This window comes from Micromonospora sp. NPDC047557 (assembly GCF_043205095.1).
GTDB lineage: Bacteria > Actinomycetota > Actinomycetes > Mycobacteriales > Micromonosporaceae > Micromonospora.
Genome location: NZ_JBIDDK010000004.1, coordinates 232,879 through 250,520, shown reverse-complemented (window position 1 = coordinate 250,520; position 17,642 = coordinate 232,879). Strand labels below are relative to the sequence as shown.

The window sequence follows — 17,642 nt, the reverse complement described above, 5'->3', positions numbered from 1 at the left end:
ATGCGGCAGCCCTGGCGGGTGGCGGTGGTCGGCGGCGGAATCGCCGGGCTGGCCGCCGCGGTCCGGCTGCGCGACCGCGCGCCGGAGGGCACCGAGATCACGGTGTACGAGCAGTCCGGCGCGGTGGGCGGCAAGCTGCGCACCGGAACGTTGGCCGGTGCGCCGGTGGAGTTCGGCGCCGAGTCGTTCCTGATGCGCGACCCGACCGGGGCCGAGAGCGCGGCGGTGTCGTTGGCTCGCCGGCTCGGGCTGGCCGAGAAGATCGTGCACCCCAGCGTCGGGCAGGCCGCGCTTGTCGTCGACGGAGGGCTGCGCCCCATTCCGGGCGGGACCCTGGTGGGCGTACCCGGGGATCTGGAGCGGGTGGCCACGGTCGCGCGCCCGGCCGCGGACGCCGACACCGACGGCGGCCGGCCGCTGGTCGGCCCGGACGCGGACGTCTCGGTGGGCGCGCTGGTCCGGTCCCGTTTCGGCGACGAGGTGGTCGACCGGCTGGTCGACCCCATGCTGGGCGGCGTGTACGCGGGCCGCGCGGACGACCTGTCGCTGGTCACCACGATGCCGGCGCTGGCGCGTGCCGCGCGGGTGGAGCACACCCTGGTCGGCGCGGTCCGGGCAGCGCAGGCCGCCGCGCCGCGCGCGCCGGGCGCCCCGATCTTCGGCACCCTGGTCGGTGGGCTCAGCACCCTGGCCGAGGCGGCGGTGACGGCCAGCGGCGCGACGGTACGACGGGACGCCGCGGTGCGTGACCTCACGCCGACCGGCACGGGTTGGCGGCTGACGGTCGGCCCGACCCGCGATCCGGAACTCATTGACGTGGACGCCGTGGTGCTGGCGGTGCCGGCCAGGCCGGCGGCCCGGCTGCTCGCCGGCCCGGCCCCGGTGGCCGCCTCGGCCGTGGGCGAGCTGGACTACGCGAGCGTCGCGCTGGTCACCCTGGCGTTGCCGCAGCCGCCGCTGCCCGAGCTGTCCGGCTTCCTGGTGCCGAGCACCGAAGGGCTGCTGATCAAGGCGGCCACGTTCTTCACCACGAAGTGGGGGCACCTGCGGCGGCCGGACGGGCTGGCGCTGGTGCGCGCCTCGGTGGGCCGTTACGGCGAGGAGGCGCAGCTCCAGCGCCCGGACGCGGACCTGGCCGCCACCGTGCACCGGGAGCTGTCGGCGGTGCTCGGCGGCCCGCTGCCCGCCCCGGTCGACGGGCACGTGCAGCGGTGGGGCGGCGCGTTGCCCCAGTACGCCCCGGGGCACGCCGACCGGGTGACCGCCGCGCGGACGGCGCTGCGGGCCGCGCATCCCACAGTGGCCCTGGCCGGCGCCGGCTACGACGGTGTCGGCATACCGGTCTGCGTCCGCTCCGGCGAGACGGCGGCCGACGAGATCATCACAGCACTGGGAGGATCGGCGAGATGACCGAGCAGACCAACGCGGCCCGGTTGCGGGAGCTGAACGACAGCATCCGTTACACGATGTGGTCGGTGTTCCGGGCCAGCGCCCCACTGCCGTCCCTGCGGGACAACGTCACCGGTGAGGTCGAGTCCCTCTTCGACGAGCTGGCCGGCAAGGACGTGGTGATCCGGGGCGTGTACGACGTCTCCGGGTTGCGCGCCGACGCGGACGTGATGATCTGGTGGCACTCCGCGTCGAGCGACGCGTTGCAGGACGCGTACCTGCGGTTCCGCCGCACCACGCTGGGCCGGGCGCTGACCCCGGTCTGGTCGCAGATGGCGCTGCACCGGCCGGCGGAGTTCAACAAGAGCCACATCCCGGCGTTCCTCGCCGGCGAGGAGGCCCGCCCCTACCTGTGCGTCTACCCGTTCGTGCGCTCGTACGAGTGGTACCTGCTGCCCGACGCCGAGCGGCGCGAGATGCTGGCCGAGCACGGGAAGATGGCCCGCGGCTATCCGGACGTCCGCGCCAACACGGTCGCGTCGTTCGCGCTGGGCGACTACGAGTGGATGCTCGCGTTCGAGGCCGACGAGCTGCATCGGATCGTCGACCTGATGCGGGACCTGCGCGCCTCCGGGGCCCGCCGGCACGTCCGCGAGGAGGTCCCGTTCTACACGGGCCGCCGCCGGTCGGTCGCCGAGATCGTCAACTGCCTGGTCTGATCCCCGCCGGCCGGCGCCGCACCCCCGCCCGGGTGCGGCGCCGGACGGGGATCAACTGGTCTTCGTACAGGAGACCAGTGGAACGGGGTTGCTGCCGGTCCACGAGCCGAGGAAGCCGAACGTGGTGCTCGCTCCGCCGGCCAGGGCGCCGTTGTAGTTCACGTTGCGCGCGGTCACCAGTGTGCCGTTGGTGGTGACGTTGGCGTTCCACGCGGACGCGACCTTTTGCCCGTTGTTGAAGTTCCAGCTCACCGACCAGCTCTGGGTCGGCGAGCTGGCCCCCGCTGTCACCTTCACCTCGGCCTGGAAGCCGCCGGCCCACTGACCGGTGATCGTGTACGTGGCGTAGCAGGCGCCGGCCGGCGCGGGAGTGCCCGGCGGCGGCGTGCTCGGGGGCGGCGTGCTCGGGGGCGGGGTGGTGGGCGGCGGCGTGGTGGGCGGCGGGGTCGTCGGCGGCGGCGTGGTGGGCGGCGGCGTGCTCGTGCCGCCGGAGAAGTCCACGTCACTGCACAGGTAGTAGGACTGGTCCAGGTGGCTGGCCTGCCAGACGGTGTAGACGATGTGCCGCCCGGTGCGGCCCGGCGCGCTGACCGGGATCTGGATGGAGACGCCACCGGTGTCCGGGTTCCACTGCGACGCCGGGGTGTTGCCGATCTGGCCGGCCAGCTCGAGGTCGTCCCAGCCGAGCGCCTCGGTCGACGAGTTGAAGCCCTGCTTGGTCACGTACACCCGGATGTAGTCGGCGCCGTGGCTGGCCTGGTCGAAGAAGCGCAGCCGGAAGTTGTTCGACACCGGGGTGGCCTTCCACGCGCCGACGGTGTCGAGGGCGTTGTAGCGACCGTTCTGTGTGCGTCCGCCGCTGCACAGTTGACCGTTGGGGACGGCGGCCTGGTGGTTGCCGGCCACACCCTCGCGGAACAGCCCGTTCCAGTTCCACATGGCCTGCGGGTCGGCCTGCCAGGCCTGCCAGCACATCGGGTCCTCGGTGGCCATCCGGGGATTCTGGAAATCGCTGCCCCAGCGTTGCCAGCAGCTGTAGTTGCGCGAGGCCGGGTCGACGACCGAGCCGTGCGCGGAGGCGGGCTGGACCAGCGCGACGCTCAGCGCGGTGGTCAGCAGGAGCGTGGCGGCCGCCGCGATGGCGAGTGGCCGGAGCACGCGTGGTGATCGGGCGAGAGTGGACATGGAGCCCCCGGGGGGATGAGGTCGGACGACGACACCCGGACAGCCGGGAGTTGCCCGCTCCCGTGCCTACTGCGTTGCTCCCGCGCTGGCTCTACCCGGCACGATGCCAGGTCGATCGTCAGACGTCAATGACCTTGCGGCGCATCGGGGTGTGCCCGATGCCGTCCTCGACGTACTCCGGGCCGCTCACCGCGAAGCCGTGCCGGGCGTAGAAATCGACCAGGTGCGACTGGGCGTCCAGCACGCAGGGCCGGTTGCCGACCAGATCCAGCGCCGCCGTCATCAGCCGGCCCGCCTGCCCGCCGCCGCGCGCCTGCGGGGCCACCACCACCCGACCGATCCGGGCGGTGCCGTCGGGGTCGGCGAGGATCCGCAGGTACGCCAGCGGCGCGCCGCCGTCGGTCAACCAGAGGTGGCGGGTGCCCGGCTCGACGTCCCGCCCGTCGAGCTCGGGGTAGGGGCAGTTCTGCTCCACCACGAACACGTCGATGCGCAGCTTGAGCAGGTCGTGGAAGGTGCGGGCGTCCAGGTCGGCGAACCCGGCCGCCCGGATCTCGGTGGTCTGCTGGGGCACGCACCGATGGTAGGCCGGGTCGGCTCACGCGGCGTCCCCGCGGGTCGGTGCGAGGTACGTGGCGGCCACGGCGGTGAGCAGCAGCGCGCCGCCGACGAGCACCGGCAGCGGCAGTGGCTCGTGCAGCAGCGCCACGGCCAGCGCCGCCGCCGTCAGCGGTTCGAGCAGGGTCAGGACGGCCGCGACGCTGCCCGCGGTCGTGCGCAGCCCGGCGTAGAACAGCGCGTACGCCACGGCGGTGGTGACGACGCCGAGGTGCAGCAGCAGCGCCAGGGTGTCGAGGCGTACGTCGACGGCGACGCCGGCGACAAGTGCCATCGGCGCCAGGGTCAGCGCGCCGACCACGGTGGAGATGGTGGTCAGTGTCATCGGTGCGGTGTGCTGCGACACCTGGCGGCTGATCAGGGTCGTCACCGCGTACCCGAGGCCGGACCCGGCGGCCGCGAGCAGGCCCAGCAGCGGGGCCGGCGCGGCCGTGGTGGGCTCGGCGGTGGCCCCGGTGATCAGGGCGAGCCCGGCCACGGCGGTGACCAGGGTGCCGAGGCGTACCGGGCCGGGGAGCCGGCGGGCCCGCAGCGACTCCCAGGTCGCGGCGAGCACCGGCGCCAGGCCCAGGCTCACCACGGTGGCCACGCTGACCCCGGCGAGCGCCACGGCGGCGAAGTAGAGCGCCTGGTAGAGGCCGAGGCCGACGCCGGTGAGCAGCAGCGGTACGGGTGCCGCGCGCAGGGCGGCCGGGAGCGTGCGGAGCCGGCCGGCGGTGCACGCCAGCAGGACGAGCGCGGCGATCGCGAGGCGGAAAAAGCCGATGCTCACCGGGCTGAGCCCGGTGCCCTCGCGCAGCAGTTGCACCGCCACGCCTGTGGTGCCCCACAGGACTCCGGTGACGGTGATCTGGATCAGGCCGGTGCGGGCCTTCAGGGCGGCCGGGGCCGGGGCGGCCGGCGGCGCGGTACGGGACGTGGACACGGGTGCGCTCCGGTGGGGTGACGTTGACGGGGACGACGTCGACGGAGCGCGTACGGCGAACTGGCCGGCCCGGGTCGGTCACCCGGTCGGCGTGGGGCGCGGCGCTCCGCTCAGGAGCGCGGCGGGGGCAGGACGCCCAGCAGTGGCCGCATCGGGCGACCGTACCGCAGGACGCGCGGTCAGGCGGGGCGGGCGCCGACGGCGTCGCGGATCTCGGCGCCCTCGGCGCCTTCGACCGCGCGGGCGCAGTGGCCGCAGCAGAAGAACCGGCCGTTGACCTCCACGCCGTGCCCGACGATCTTGATCTGGCAGTGTTCGCAGATGGGTGCCATGCGGTGGATCGCACACTCGAACGAGTCGAAGGTGTGCACGTCACCGCTCACGGTGTGCACCTCGAACGCCATCCAGTAGTCGTTGCCGCAGACCTCGCAGGTTGCCACCGAAAAACCCCCCGTATCAGGACATGTGTCCCCAGAGTGCCCCAGGGAGGGCGGCGGCGGGCGAATTACCGCCAGCTGGTCGGGCCTGGCGGCGTGTCGGCTCCGGCGTGTCGTCCGTTAGGTCCGATGAACCGCCGTGACCCCCGGAGGATCGCCATGATCAAACGCAACAAGCTCTTCGGCAGCCAGACCCGGGTGACGTTCTGCCTCCCACGGGACGCCCCGCCCGGCCCGGTGAGCGTCGTGGGCTCCTTCAACGACTGGGAGCCCGGCCGGCACGAGTTGGTGGCCCGCCGTGACGGCACCCGGACGGTGACGGTGAAGCTCGGCCCGGGGGAGTACCGGTTCCGCTATCTCGCCAGCGGCGGGGTCTGGCTCGACGACGAGACGGCCGACGTGGTCGACGACGGCGGCAGCCTGCTACGACTCTGAGGAGCGAAGTCGTCACCATCGATGTATTTATCGACGGCGCTCTTTACTGTTAATAAAGTTTAAATTACCTTGGGGGCACCTCACCGCACCTGGAGAAGGAGCTGCCCCCATGCGTCGAAGAATCACCGTCCCGCTGGTGGCGGCGGGCGCTGTCGCCGCCACCCTCACCGTCGCCGCGCCCGCCCAGGCGCACGGCTACGTCTCCGCCCCACCGAGCCGCCAGGCGCTCTGCGCGCAGGGCCGAGTGCCCGACTGCGGGCAGATCAAGTACGAGCCGCAGAGCGTCGAAGGGCCCAAGGGTCTGAAGAGCTGCAACGCCGGCATCGCCCAGTTCGCCGTCCTCAACGACGACAGTCGGGGCTGGCCGGCCACGTCGGTCGGCAGCTCACTGACCTTCACCTGGGTCAACACCGCCCGGCACGCCACCAGCAACTGGGAGTACTGGATCGGCAACACCCGCGTCGGCGTGGTCAACGGCAACGGGCAGCAGCCGGGCGCGACGGTCTCGCACACCGTCAACCTGGGCGGCTTCTCCGGCCGGCAGAAGATCCTCGCCGTGTGGAACATCGCCGACACCGCGAACGCGTTCTACTCCTGCATCGACGTGCAGATCGGCGGCGGCGGGTCGACGCCCACCCCCACGCCGACCACCTCACCCACGCCGCGGCCGACCACCAGCCCGACCACGGCGCCGACGACCCCGCCCCCGGCGGGTGGCACCTGGGCTGCCGGCCGGGCGTACCAGGTCGGCGACCAGGTCACCTACGGCGGACTGACGTACCGCTGCCGGCAGGCCCACACGGCGATCCCCGGCTGGGAGCCGCCGAACGTGCCGGCGCTCTGGCAGCAGGTCTGACCGCACGGGTGCGGCCCCGGCCGCACCCGTGTCGCCGTCCCCGGATGATCGGAGCCCCCGGCATGCCCCGCGCAATCCTGCTGACGTGCCTGGTCGCCGCGTCGCTGCTCACCGCCTGCGCCGGGCCGTCCCCGGTCCCGCCGGCCCCCGCGTCCCCGGCCGCGTCGGCGGCGGCCGGGCCCGCGGCGGCCGGAGCACCGCCGGCCGGAGCCGAGATGAGCGGCATCGACGTGGTGTTCCTGAGCACGATGATCGGGCACAGCGAACGCACGGTGCAGATCGTCCGGCTGGTCCGGGACCGGCTGCGCGACGACGCGCTGCGCACCCTGGCCGCCGCCATCGAGGCGACCGAGGCCGACGAGCTGTCGGCCATGCGCGGTTGGCTGCCCACCAGCGGGCCGGGCGTCAGCGCGGCCGGGCACGACCACGCCGGGCACGGCGACGACACCGCGCTCGACCGGCTGCGGGCCGCGTCGGACGCCGACGTCGACCGGGTGCTGCGCGAGGTCCTCGCCGACCACCAGCGGGCCGCCGCCGACCTGGCCCGGGCCCAGGTCGGCGTCGGCCGCAACGAGCGGGTCCGCGACCTGGCCCGGCGGATCGACAAGTCCCGCAGCGCCGAGGTCGAGCTGCTCAGGGGTACGCCCTGAGCGCGCTAGTCAGCGCGGTTCCAGCCGTACCGAGATCGAGTTGACGCAGTGCCGGGTGTCCTTCGGGGTGAAGCCCTCGCCGTGGAACACGTGCCCGAGGTGGCTGTCGCAGCGGGCGCAGCGGATCTCCGTACGCGCCATGCCGAGGCTGCGGTCCTCGATCTCCTTGACCCGGCCCGGGATGGCGTCGTCGAAGCTCGGCCACCCGCAGTGCGAGTCGAACTTCGTGTCGCTGGAGAAGAGTTCCAGACCGCAGGCCCGACAGTGGTAGACGCCCTGGGTCTTGGTGTCCACGTACTCGCCGGTCCACGGGCGTTCGGTGCCGGCCTCCCGCAGGACGTGGAACTCCTCGGGGCTCAGGCGGACACGCCACTCGTCCTCGGTCTTGGGCAGGTTGTTGTCGTCGAGACTCACCCGTCAACGGTACGTCGAACGTCGGGGGCGTGGCATATGGTCGCGGGATGGGTGGCACCAAGGCAGCGGTCGCCGAGGTCGAGGTGGCCGGGCGCAGCGTACGGCTGAGCAGTCCGGACCGGGTGATCTTCCCGCAGCGGGGGTTCACCAAGGCGGACGTCTTCCACTACTACCTGGCGGTCGGCGACGGCATCATGCGCGCCCTGCGGGACCGGCCCACCACGCTGCAACGCTTCCCCGAGGGCATCGAGGGTGAGGCGTTCTTTCAGAAGCGGGTGCCCACCCGGGGCGTGCCGCCCTGGGTGACCACCGCCCAGATCACCTTCCCGAGCGGTCGCAGCGCGGCCGAACTCTGCCCCGCCGACCTGGCGCACGTGGCCTGGGCGGCGCAGATGGGCACGATCGTCTTCCACCCGTGGCCGGTGCGCGCCGCCGACGTGGATCGCCCCGACGAGCTGCGCATCGACCTCGACCCGCAGCCCGGCACCGACTTCGCCGACGCGGCGCGGGCCGCTGGGGAGGTCCGCGCGCTGCTCGACGAGCTGGGCGCGACCGGCTGGCCGAAGACCTCCGGGGGTCGCGGCGTGCACGTCTACCTGCGCATCCAGCCCCGCTGGACGTTCACCGAGGTGCGTCGCGCCACCATCGCGCTGGCCCGGGAGGTGGAGCGCCGCAACCCCGACCTGGTGACCACCGCCTGGTGGAAGGAGGAGCGCGGCACCCGGGTCTTCGTCGACTACAACCAGATGGCCCGGGACCGGACGATCGCCTGCGCGTACTCGTTGCGGGCCAACCCACGGGCCACCGTCTCCACCCCGGTCACCTGGGACGAGCTGCCCGACGTCGACCCGGACGACTTCGACCTGCGCAGCGTCCCGACCCGCCTCGCCGAGCAGGGCGACCCGCACGCCGGCATCGACGACGCCCCGTGGGACATCACGCCCCTGCTGGAGTGGGCCGAGCGCGACGCCGCGGCCGGCCAGGGCGACCTGCCGTACCCACCGGACCACCCCAAGATGCCCGGCGAACCCAAGCGCGTGCAGCCCAGCCGCGCCAAGCGCGAGAGCGCCTGACCAGCCACCGGAACTTCCCGGAGCCGGTGGCCGATCTGGTGCAGAGAAAGGTCTGGCGGACGTCGGACGTGATGGCCTGGATCCGGGAGCATCGGCCGGGGTTGGCCGACGGCTGAGGACGTTGCTCGCTCGGGCGGCGTTCGGTCCGGCGAGGAACCCGAAGTTGTCGTACACCCGTTCTAAAATTTGCGGGTGATCGATGAGTTGGCGCGGGCGGAGAGTGCGGTGGCGACCTGCACCGACGCCGCCACGTGGGCTCTCTCCGAGCACGATCTGATCGCGGCGCTCGATGCCGCGCACCGGCTCGCGCAGCGGCTGGCGTCGGTGCAGTTGGCGGTCGTGCGGGAGTTGGACGGTCGGGGCACCCCGGTAGCGCAGGGCGCGTCCTCGACGGCGGTGTGGCTGCGCCACCGCCTGCGCCTCGACGTCGCCGCCGCCCGTCGACTGGTCGGGCTCGCTGCCTCGCTCGACGTGGCACCGCCCGGCGTGCGGGCCGCCCTGGCGGATGGGGCGGTCAGCGTCGAGCAGGCCCGGGTCATCGTCGACACGGCCGCGACCGTGTCGGCCTCGGCGGGCGTGGAGGTCGCCGACAAGGCCGTCGGCGTGCTGGTGGAGTGGGCCGAGCAGTTCGATCCCACCCTGCTGCGCAAGATGGGCACTCGGATCCTCGACCACGTCGCCCCCGACCTCGCCGATGCCGCCGCTGCGGCGGCCTTGAAGGCCGACGCCGCCCGAGCCGCCCGCGACCGGCACGTCACCATCTCCGAGCAGACCGGCGGTCGGCTGCGGGTCGCCGGCACGCTCGACGCGGAGGCCGCCGCGCTGCTGCGCGCCGCCATAGACCCGCTCACCGCGCCCTCCGGGCCCGACGACAGCCGAAGCCCCGGGCAGCGCCGCCACGATGCTCTCGCCGACGTGTGCCGGCTCGCACTGCGTACCGGTGAGTTGCCCGAGCACGGCGGCGATCCCGCCCAGGTCGTCGTCACCACCACTTACGACGGCCTGACGCGGCAACTGGATGCCGGTGCCCTCGACATCGGCCCGCACCTCACCCCCGAGTCAGTGCGTCGACTCGCCTGCGATGCCGCCATTCTGCCCGCCGTGCTGGGCGGCGCCGGCCAGGTTCTCGATGTGGGTCGACAGCGCCGTCTCATCTCTGGTCCGCTGCGTCGAGCCCTGGTCCTCCGGGACGGCGGCTGCGCGTTCCCGGGCTGCGACCGACCACCGCGCTGGTGCGCCGCCCACCACATCCGGCACTGGGTCGATGGCGGCCCGACCAGCCTCGACAACGCCGTCCTGCTCTGCGGCCACCACCACCGACACGTCCATCAGAGCGACTGGGCCGTCCGCCTCGGCGGCGACGGGCACCCGGAGTTCGTGCCGCCGGCCTGGCTCGACCCCGACCAGCTCCCACGCCGCAACCACTACCACCGACGAACGTAGCCAATCGGTTCCCACGGCTCCTCGTCGCCGCGAACGGCGGACGTGACGTCCGCGAGGCCGATGCGCGCGTCCCCTCGGGCAAGGGGGCAGATCCAGCACGCCGAGGCGGGTTCACGGCGGGTCGAAGCGCGCACACCGGATCGCGCGGATTCACGGCGACTGGCTAAGCATGTCCCACCCGCGCCTCAGCCAGGGATCCGTCCCCTGCCGAAGCACCTCCGCGCAGCGCTCGGCCGTGGTCTGCGCAAGCGTCGCGTCGTCCGGCGTCATCCAGCCATGCCGGCACGCCTGTTCGAACTCGTCCCAATCCTCGATCTCCACACGCCCGTCGCGCTCGTGACGCACGGGATCCAGCTCAAGATCGACATATCGCCAACCCGCTTCGACGGCCTCCGGCGGAAGGCACACGTCGATCTCCAGCCGCCGATCGGCGGGGTCGCCGACCCACCATGCCACCCACGGGCGACCCTCGGCCAGCAGCACCACTATCGGCACGGACAGGCCGCCACCGTCGCGTGGAGCGGCCCACGGCGAACCGACCGGGCCTCGTAGCCACGTTCCCGCATCGTCCTGCGCGACCTGTTGGAGATCGAACCAGAAGACCCCACCCGGACGCTTGACCTTGCTGAGCCGCACGCTGTCGCGGGTCTCTCCGATGCTCACGGACGCACCCTAGCTAGGTGACAGTGGTGCCGCCGGAAGCCGGGCGCGCGTGCGCGAACGATTGACTTTCGATAGGTAACGAGCGAAACTCGATGCATGGCTGTTGAACGTCGAGCGGTAGCGGCTCTCCGAGTCGTCCTTGTGGTGCTGTTCGTGGTCCTGATCGGATTCCAGACCTTCTCGCTGCCCGGGCAGTTCGCGCACCTGGCCCAGGAGTCGCCGGAGCACGCCTACCTGCGGTGGCCGCTGACCGCCGTGGCGGTGTTCTGGGTGCTGTGCGTCCAGGTGGTGATCGTATGCACCTGGAAGTTGCTCAGCCTGGTCAAGGACGACCGGATCTTCACCGAGGCGTCCCTGAGGTGGGTCGACCTGATCGTGTGGGCCATCGGCGCGGGCTGGTTGGTGCTGGTGGGCGTCTTCCTCTACGTCGGGTTCAACGCCGACGACCCGGGCGGCCCGATCCTGCTGTTCCTGTTGACGATGGGCGTCACGGTGCTCGGGCTCCTCATGGTCGTGATGCGCGCGCTGCTGCGGCAGGCCACCACGCTGCGCACCGACATGGAAGCGGTGATCTGATGCCCATCGTCGTCCGCATCGACGTCGAGTTGGCCAAGCGCAAGATGAGCGTCGGCGAGTTCGCCGAGCGCGTCGGGCTCACCCCGGCGAACGTGGCGGTGCTGAAGAACGGCCGCGCCAAGGCCGTCCGCTTCAGCACCCTGGAAGCGATGTGCCGAGTGCTCGACTGCCAGCCCGGAGACCTGCTCGAGTGGGTCGAGGAGGAGACCCCATGAGGTACGTCATCGCCGCTGTCTTGTGCGGAACGTGACCGCACCGACCGTACTCGTAATAACGATCATGTAACGGGCGCGAACCTTTCCCCGTAGGTGACCTGTCTTGAAGGTCGTCGGCCCGCCAGGGCCCGGGGAGGCGTCGGATGAAGCTGGTGTGGAGGCGGGCCCGCGAGGCGCGGGGTCTGCTGGTTGCCGCGGTGATCGCCGCCCTGGTGGCCGTAGCGTTGGTCACCGGCCTGTCCGACTACAACCGCCGGGCGGTGGACGCCGGGCAGCGGGCGCTGGTCGCCGCGTCGCCGGCCGAGGAGCGCGGCCTGTTGATCAGCGGCGCCGGCGGGCGTGACGCCGCCGAGTTCGCCACCCGCGACCAGGCGGCACGGGCCGAGTTCGCCGACGGGCTCGCCGGGGTCCCGGTCACCGTCGCCGGGGCCCGGTACGGCACCGGCCGGGAGCTGACCGGCGACCTCGGCTCGGTGCCGCGCACGGGCGACGAGCCGATCTTCGCGAACCTGGCCACCCTCGACGACCTGGCCGCGCACGCCGAGTTGACCAGCGGAGCGTGGCCGCGTCCCGGAGTGAAACCCGTCCAGGTGAGTCTGCCGGAACGGGTCGCCACGACACTTGGCTTGACCACCGGCGAGCGGATCCCGCTGCGGGACCGCTCCACCGAGAAGGCCAGCGAGGTGGTGCTCGCCGGCACCTGGCGGCCCCGCGACCCGACCGAGGCGTACTGGCTGCTGGCCCCCGGTGTGGGTGCGGGCAGCGCCGGGTCGGCCACCTCGTACGGGCCGTTCGCGCTGGACCCGGCCGACTTCGCGACCGCCTTCCCAGGCTCGGTGACGGCGTCCTGGCTGGCCGAACCGGACCTCGGCGGCGTCGACGCCGGTGACCTGCCCGCGGTGCGGGCCGCCGTGAACGCGGCCTCGACGGCGGTGCCGGAGGCCGCCCAACTCGGCAGCTCGGCGCAGTCCCTGACGAAGATGGACCAACTGCTCGACCGGATCGCCCGCGCCGACCTGGTGGGACGCTCCGCGTTGGCCACCCCGCTGCTGCTCATCCTGGTGCTCGGCGGCTACGCGCTGGTGCTGGTCGCCGCACTGCTGCACGAGGACCGTCGGCCACAGACCGCGCTGCTGCGCGCCCGGGGCGCTGCCCGGAGCCAACTCGCGGGCCTGGCCGCCCGGGAGGCGACCCTCGTGGTGGCTCCGGCCGCCCTGCTCGGGCCGGTGATCGCCGGGGAGGCGCTGCGGTTCGTCCGGCCCGGCGGGGCGGCGGAGCTGTCTGCCGCGGGGGGCAACACCACCCTGATCTGGGCGGCCGCCGCGGCGACCGCCGCCGGATGCCTGGTGGCCATGGTCGCGCCGACGCTGCGGGGGGCCGGCACGTACGTGGCCGACATGGCCGCCCGGTCCCGACCAAACCGGTCGGCGAGCATCCAGCGGGCCAGTGTCGACCTGGTGCTTGTCGCACTCGCCGTGCTCGCCTGGGTGCAACTGCGCCGGTACGCCTCACCGCTGGCCGGCTCGAACGGCCGCCTCGGGCTCGACCCGCTGCTGGTGGCCGCCCCGACCCTCGGTGTGCTGGCCGGGGCCGTGCTGGCGCTGCGGGTGCTCCCGCCGCTGACCCGGTTCGCCGAGCGGTTCGTCGACCGGCGGCCGTGGACGGCCACCATGTTCGGCATGTGGCAGGCCGGCCGTCGTCCGCACGCCGGGCCCGTGCTGCTGCTCGCCCTCGCCGTCGGCGGGAGCACCCTGGCCTGGTCACTGGTCAGCACGGGGGAGCGGTCCCAGGTCGAGCAGGCCGGCCACACGGTCGGTGCCGACCTGCGGGTGACCGAGCGGGCCGGCGCCGCCCCGTCGACCCGGGCCGGTCAGCTCGCCGCGCTGCCGGGTGTGCATCGGGCAGTGCCGGCGTGGCGCGACGAGGTACGCGTCGGCCGCGCGGACCTGCCCGTCACCGTGATCGGATTCGACCCGGCCAGCGCGGCAGGCGTCGTCCGGCTCGCCGACCGGCTCAGCGACGAGCCGGTGTCGACGCAGTACCAACGGATGGTCGCCGCCCGCGGCGCCCCCGCCGGCGTCGAACTGCCAGTCGGCACCCGTGCGATCACCGGCACGGCTCGCACCCCCGTCGACCAGGCCGTGCGGCCGCTGCAGATCGCGGTGGCGCTGCTGGTCACCAGCACCGACGGGCTGGCCTTCCGGCTGCCGGCGGTCAACGCCACAAGCGACGGACGGGCCGCGCCGTTCACCGTGCGGTTGCCCGACGTGGGCCCGGCACGGCTGCGCCTCGCCGGCTTCGAGGCCGACGGCGGGGCGGCGGCCGGGAACTCGTACCGGCTCCAGGTGGACGGGCTGACGCTCGTCGCTGCGGACGGCACCAAGCGACCCGCCGAGCTGACCGGGGACTGGAGCACGACGACCGGCCGTCAGGATGGCAACCAGGCGCCCGCTGCGGCGCGGGTCACCGCGACGGGGGTCGCCGCGAGCTTCCCGGTGGAGGTGATCCCCGGCGGGCAGTTCGCCTACCAACCGCCCACCCGGTTCGCCATCGTGCCCGCCGGGCAGATCGCACCCGTTCCGGTGCTGATGACCGCCGGAGTACGGGACGCGTTGAGCCTGCACACCGGCGACACCTTCACCCTGACCCTCTCCGGCGCGTCCGTGCCGGCCCGGCTGCTCGGTGAACTGGACTCCGTGCCGACCACCACCGGCGAGGGCGTGCTGCTCGACCTGCCCACGGCGGTCGACGCGCTGATCCGCTCCGGCGGAACCATCCGGCCGGTGCCAGAGTGGTGGATCGGCGCCGACGACCCGGCGGCTGCGGCCCGCGCCACTGGTGAGCTGGCCGGCGTCACCGTCCTCGACCGGCGTGCCGTGATCGAGGCCGCCGCCGACGACCCGTACTGGCGCGGGTCGCGGACGGGGATGCTCGCCGCCGCGCTCGGGGCGGTGCTGCTCGCCCTGGTCGGTCTCATGGTCGACGTGTGGGCCACCGCCCGGCGCCGGCTCGGCGAGTTCGCGGTGCTGCACACCCTCGGCGCGACACCTCGGCTGCTGGCCCGGGCGTTGCTGGCCGAGCAGACCTTCCTGGCCGGCATCGGCGTCGGGGTTGGGCTGCTGCTCGGCGCCGCGGTCGGGGCCACCATGGCTCCGCTGGTCATCCTCACCCCGGCCGCCGGCCGGCCGGTGCCCCCGGCGGCCTTCGCGCTGCCCTGGGTGCCCATCGGCCTGACGGCGGTCGGCCTGCTGCTGGCGGCGCTCGCCTTCAGCGCGTTCATCGCCGCCGGCATCCGTCAGCGGGTGGCGGCGGTGCAGCTGCGAATCGGGGGAGAACGATGAGCGTCGGCGCGGCCGCCCGCCGGGTCCGGGCGTACGGCGGGCAGTTCCTGCTTCTGGCGGTGCTGACCCTGGTGGTCACCCTGCTGGTCAGCGGAGTGCCCCGACTCGTCAACCGGCTCGCCGAACAGGGGTTGCGGGCGCAACTCACCAGCGAGCCTGCCGCCCGCCGGGACCTTTCGTACACGTCGAACTCCGCCGTTCCCACGACGAAGACGGCACTGGCAGAAGCGCAGGAGCGATTCGACGCCCTGGTCGCGGCGATGCCGCCGCAGGTGCGCTCGGCGGTCACCGAGCGGTGGTACCGGGTGGACCTTCCGCCGACCCGCCTGGTCGGGCCGGACCTCGCGGCCCGCAACCTGCTGGTCGACCTGGGCCTGCGGGCCATGCCCGGCGTTCAGGACGCCAGCACCCTCGTCGAGGGCGCCTGGCCCAGTGAGACGTACATCCCGGACCGGCCGATCGAGGTCGCGCTCGACGTCGACGTGGCCCGCAAGCTCAACCTGCGTGCCGGCAGCCGGCTGCGCATCGGCACGGTCGACCTCGCGGGTACCTTCGGCAACCCCAAACCTCTGGTGGTGTCCGGCTTGTTCCGACCCGTCGACAGCGCGGGCGGGATGTGGGACGGACTGCCGCAGCTGCTACGGATCATCGAACCGGAAGGCGACGGTGACCCGTTCACCATCACCGGCGTGATCGCCCAGTCCGCCATGAACAAGCGGGCCACGGAGGGCTGGCCGATCCAGTCCGAGTGGCGGTACCGACTGGGCGTCGACCGGATCGACGCACGCGCTCTGGACCAGCTGATCGGCGGCCTGCAGGAGATGCAGCGCACCGTTCCGCCGGGCTTCGCGTTGACCATCGGCGTCGACGTCCCGCTGCGGGCGTTCGCCGCCCAGGTGGACGCCGCCCGCACCCTGCTCGCGGTCATCGGCGCGGGTGTGCTGGCCACCCTGGCCGGTTTGATCGTGCTCGCGGCCATCCTGGCCACCCGCCGGCGCCGCTCGGAGTTCGCGTTGATCCGTGCCCGTGGTGGCGCCGCCACCGCCGGCGCCCGGCGCAGTCTGGCCGAGTCACTGCTGGTGGTGCCGGTCGCCGCCCTGGTCGGCTGGTTGCTCGGCACCCTGTTCCCCGGCGCTCCGGATCCGACCGCCCGGTACGCCGCGGCGGCGACCGTGCTGGTCACCCTGGCGCTGCCGCTGGCGACGCTGGCGACGCAGGGCGGCGGTGTCGCTCGCCGGGACCTGGTCCGGGTGCGCCCGTCGGCGCGCCGGCTCACCGTCGAGGTCTTCCTGCTGCTGCTGGCCGGGCTCGCCGCGGTGCTGTTGCGCCGACGCGGGCTCACCCTCGGCGAGGTGGACCCGCTGCTGGTGTCCGTGCCGGTGCTGCTCGCGGTCGCCGCGGCGGTGCTCGCGCTGCGCGCGTACCCCTGGCCGTTGCGGTTGGTCAGCCGGCTGGCCGCGCGGACGCGCGGCAGCGTGACCTTCCTCGGCACCGCGCGGGCCGGGCGATCCGCCGTCGCCGCGCCGCTGGTCGTCGTGGTGCTGGCGATCGGCACCGCGGCGTTCTGCGCGGTCGTCGCCGCCGGCGTCGCCGCCAGCCGCGACCGGGCCGTGGAGCGGATCGTTCCCGCCGACGCGGTGATCCGAGGGGAACGTTTCGCCCCGGACACGGTCGAGGCGCTGGCCGGTCTGCCCGGCGTCCAGGCCGCCACCCCGGTGCTGATCGAGCCGGACCAGCGGCTGGCGACCGACGAGGCCGGCACCGACGCGCGGGTCGGGCAGACCACGGTGCTGCTGGTCGACGGCCCCGGACTGGCCAGGGTGGCCGGCGACGCAGAGGTGGACGTGACGGTGCCGGACGCGTTGCGCGCCGCCCGGGCCGAACCGGGGCCGCTGCCCGCGATCGTGTCCCCGGCCGTCGCCGCCGACCTGTCGCGGACCGGCCTGCAGGGCTCGGCGTTCGTGTCGGTGCAGGGGCAGCGGTACGAGTTCCGGGTGGCCGGCGCCCAGGACAGCTTCCCGCTGTTGGCGGCGAGCACCAGCCGGTTCGTCATCCTGCCCTGGCAGGCGTTGCCGCCGCGGAACACCACACCGGTGCCGACCAGCCTGCTCGTCGCCGGGGACCGGCTCGACGCGGAGGCGCTGCGCCAGGCCGGTGACCAGGGCCAGCTGCGCTACCAGCAGCAGGGTGCGGTGACCGGCCGGGAACGGCCGCTCGGGGTCACCGTCGACACCCGAGCGGGCGTACGACGGGACCTCGGTGACGGTGGCGCCAACGGCGTGCTGGCCTTCGGGTTCGTGGCGGGCGCCGCCGGCGGCACCGTGCTCGGACTGCTGGCCATCGCGTTCACCGTGCTGGCCGGCGCGCGGGCCCGGGGGCAGGTGCTGTCCCGGCTGCGCACCCTCGGCCTGTCCCGCCGGCAGTGGCGAGGGCTGCTGCTGGTCGAGCTGGCCCCGCTCGTCGGGGCGTCGGTGCTGACCGGCGCGCTGGTCGGCGCGGTGCTCCCGCTGGTGCTCAATCCGGTGCTCGGCCTGTCCGCGTTCACCGGCGGAGTGCCGGTCCGGGTGGCGTTCGAACCCGGCCTGGTCGTCGCGGTGTTCGCCCTCGGGGCGGTCGCCCTCGGCTTCGCGGTCGCCGTCGAGGCCCTGAACAACCGCCGGCTGCGCCTCGGTGAGGTGCTCCGGCTCGGAGAGGAGAGCTGAG

General features: G+C 73.6%; 17 protein-coding genes. 11 read left to right on the top strand and 6 right to left on the bottom strand.

Features of this window, described 5'->3' with window-relative positions:
- Complete coding sequence (gene hemG / locus ACGGAQ_RS13955; protein ID WP_393048418.1) at nt 1–1,410, top strand: protoporphyrinogen oxidase; 1,410 nt, start codon at nt 1–3, stop codon at nt 1,408–1,410.
- Nucleotides 1,407–2,108, top strand: coding sequence for a hydrogen peroxide-dependent heme synthase (hemQ, locus tag ACGGAQ_RS13950; protein ID WP_354858136.1), 702 nt, complete (start codon nt 1,407–1,409; stop codon nt 2,106–2,108). The genes hemG and hemQ overlap by 4 nt, the downstream gene beginning before the upstream one ends.
- Before the next feature lie 51 nt (nt 2,109–2,159).
- Here the strand turns inward: hemQ and ACGGAQ_RS13945 are convergent, their stop codons facing one another.
- The 4 genes from ACGGAQ_RS13945 to ACGGAQ_RS13930 all read right to left on the bottom strand — a co-directional run bounded on the left by ACGGAQ_RS13945 (nt 2,160) and on the right by ACGGAQ_RS13930 (nt 5,276).
- The gene (locus ACGGAQ_RS13945) at nt 2,160–3,293 is read right to left on the bottom strand and encodes a lytic polysaccharide monooxygenase (protein ID WP_393048415.1); all 1,134 of its coding nucleotides are present in this window, start codon (nt 3,291–3,293) and stop codon (nt 2,160–2,162) included.
- A 118-nt stretch (nt 3,294–3,411) separates the two neighbouring features.
- A complete protein-coding gene (locus tag ACGGAQ_RS13940; protein ID WP_393048414.1) occupies nt 3,412–3,867 on the bottom strand; it encodes a GNAT family N-acetyltransferase in 456 nt (151 codons plus the stop codon).
- Nucleotides 3,868–3,891: 24 nt separating this feature from the next.
- Entirely contained in the window at nt 3,892–4,836 is a 945-nt protein-coding gene (locus ACGGAQ_RS13935) for a DMT family transporter (RefSeq protein WP_393048411.1), read from the bottom strand.
- A gap of 179 nt (nt 4,837–5,015) precedes the next feature.
- The gene (locus ACGGAQ_RS13930; protein ID WP_007456992.1) at nt 5,016–5,276 is read right to left on the bottom strand and encodes a hypothetical protein; all 261 of its coding nucleotides are present in this window, start codon (nt 5,274–5,276) and stop codon (nt 5,016–5,018) included.
- A 156-nt stretch (nt 5,277–5,432) separates the two neighbouring features.
- Between ACGGAQ_RS13930 and ACGGAQ_RS13925 the strand changes: the two genes are divergently transcribed.
- The 3 genes from ACGGAQ_RS13925 (at nt 5,433) to ACGGAQ_RS13915 (ending at nt 7,214) form a co-directional block, all read left to right on the top strand.
- A complete protein-coding gene (locus ACGGAQ_RS13925; RefSeq protein ID WP_393048409.1) occupies nt 5,433–5,708 on the top strand; it encodes an isoamylase early set domain-containing protein in 276 nt (91 codons plus the stop codon).
- A 109-nt stretch (nt 5,709–5,817) separates the two neighbouring features.
- Complete coding sequence (locus tag ACGGAQ_RS13920; RefSeq protein WP_393048406.1) at nt 5,818–6,564, top strand: lytic polysaccharide monooxygenase; 747 nt, start codon at nt 5,818–5,820, stop codon at nt 6,562–6,564.
- 62 nt (nt 6,565–6,626) lie between these two features.
- Nucleotides 6,627–7,214, top strand: coding sequence for a DUF305 domain-containing protein (locus ACGGAQ_RS13915; protein WP_393048403.1), 588 nt, complete (start codon nt 6,627–6,629; stop codon nt 7,212–7,214).
- 9 nt (nt 7,215–7,223) lie between these two features.
- Here the strand turns inward: ACGGAQ_RS13915 and msrB are convergent, their stop codons facing one another.
- The gene (msrB, locus tag ACGGAQ_RS13910; protein WP_139582112.1) at nt 7,224–7,628 is read right to left on the bottom strand and encodes a peptide-methionine (R)-S-oxide reductase MsrB; all 405 of its coding nucleotides are present in this window, start codon (nt 7,626–7,628) and stop codon (nt 7,224–7,226) included.
- 47 nt (nt 7,629–7,675) lie between these two features.
- Here msrB and ligD point away from each other — a divergent pair, with 47 nt between their 5' ends.
- The gene (ligD, locus tag ACGGAQ_RS13905; RefSeq protein WP_354858123.1) at nt 7,676–8,701 is read left to right on the top strand and encodes a non-homologous end-joining DNA ligase; all 1,026 of its coding nucleotides are present in this window, start codon (nt 7,676–7,678) and stop codon (nt 8,699–8,701) included.
- A gap of 192 nt (nt 8,702–8,893) precedes the next feature.
- Nucleotides 8,894–10,144, top strand: a complete 1,251-nt coding sequence (locus ACGGAQ_RS13900) for a DUF222 domain-containing protein (protein WP_393048400.1) — start codon at nt 8,894–8,896, stop codon at nt 10,142–10,144.
- A gap of 150 nt (nt 10,145–10,294) precedes the next feature.
- Here ACGGAQ_RS13900 and ACGGAQ_RS13895 read toward each other — a convergent pair whose 3' ends face one another.
- Nucleotides 10,295–10,807: a DUF402 domain-containing protein gene (locus tag ACGGAQ_RS13895; RefSeq protein ID WP_393048397.1), complete on the bottom strand. Its 513-nt coding sequence runs from the start codon at nt 10,805–10,807 to the stop codon at nt 10,295–10,297.
- A 96-nt stretch (nt 10,808–10,903) separates the two neighbouring features.
- On the opposite strand from ACGGAQ_RS13895, the gene ACGGAQ_RS13890 reads away from it, so the two are divergent.
- From ACGGAQ_RS13890 to ACGGAQ_RS13875, 4 genes are all read left to right on the top strand, one after another.
- Nucleotides 10,904–11,383 (top strand): DUF2975 domain-containing protein, encoded by a 480-nt coding sequence (locus ACGGAQ_RS13890; RefSeq protein WP_393048394.1) that lies wholly within the window; start codon nt 10,904–10,906, stop codon nt 11,381–11,383.
- On the top strand, nt 11,383–11,598 hold the full coding sequence (locus ACGGAQ_RS13885) for a helix-turn-helix transcriptional regulator (protein ID WP_030336216.1): 216 nt from the start codon (nt 11,383–11,385) through the stop codon (nt 11,596–11,598). The genes ACGGAQ_RS13890 and ACGGAQ_RS13885 overlap by 1 nt, the downstream gene beginning before the upstream one ends.
- A 143-nt stretch (nt 11,599–11,741) precedes the next feature.
- Nucleotides 11,742–14,939: an FtsX-like permease family protein gene (locus ACGGAQ_RS13880; RefSeq protein ID WP_393048391.1), complete on the top strand. Its 3,198-nt coding sequence runs from the start codon at nt 11,742–11,744 to the stop codon at nt 14,937–14,939.
- Nucleotides 14,936–17,641: an FtsX-like permease family protein gene (locus tag ACGGAQ_RS13875; RefSeq protein WP_393048388.1), complete on the top strand. Its 2,706-nt coding sequence runs from the start codon at nt 14,936–14,938 to the stop codon at nt 17,639–17,641. Before ACGGAQ_RS13880 ends, ACGGAQ_RS13875 begins: the two co-directional genes overlap by 4 nt.
- Nucleotide 17,642 lies beyond the last annotated feature (1 nt).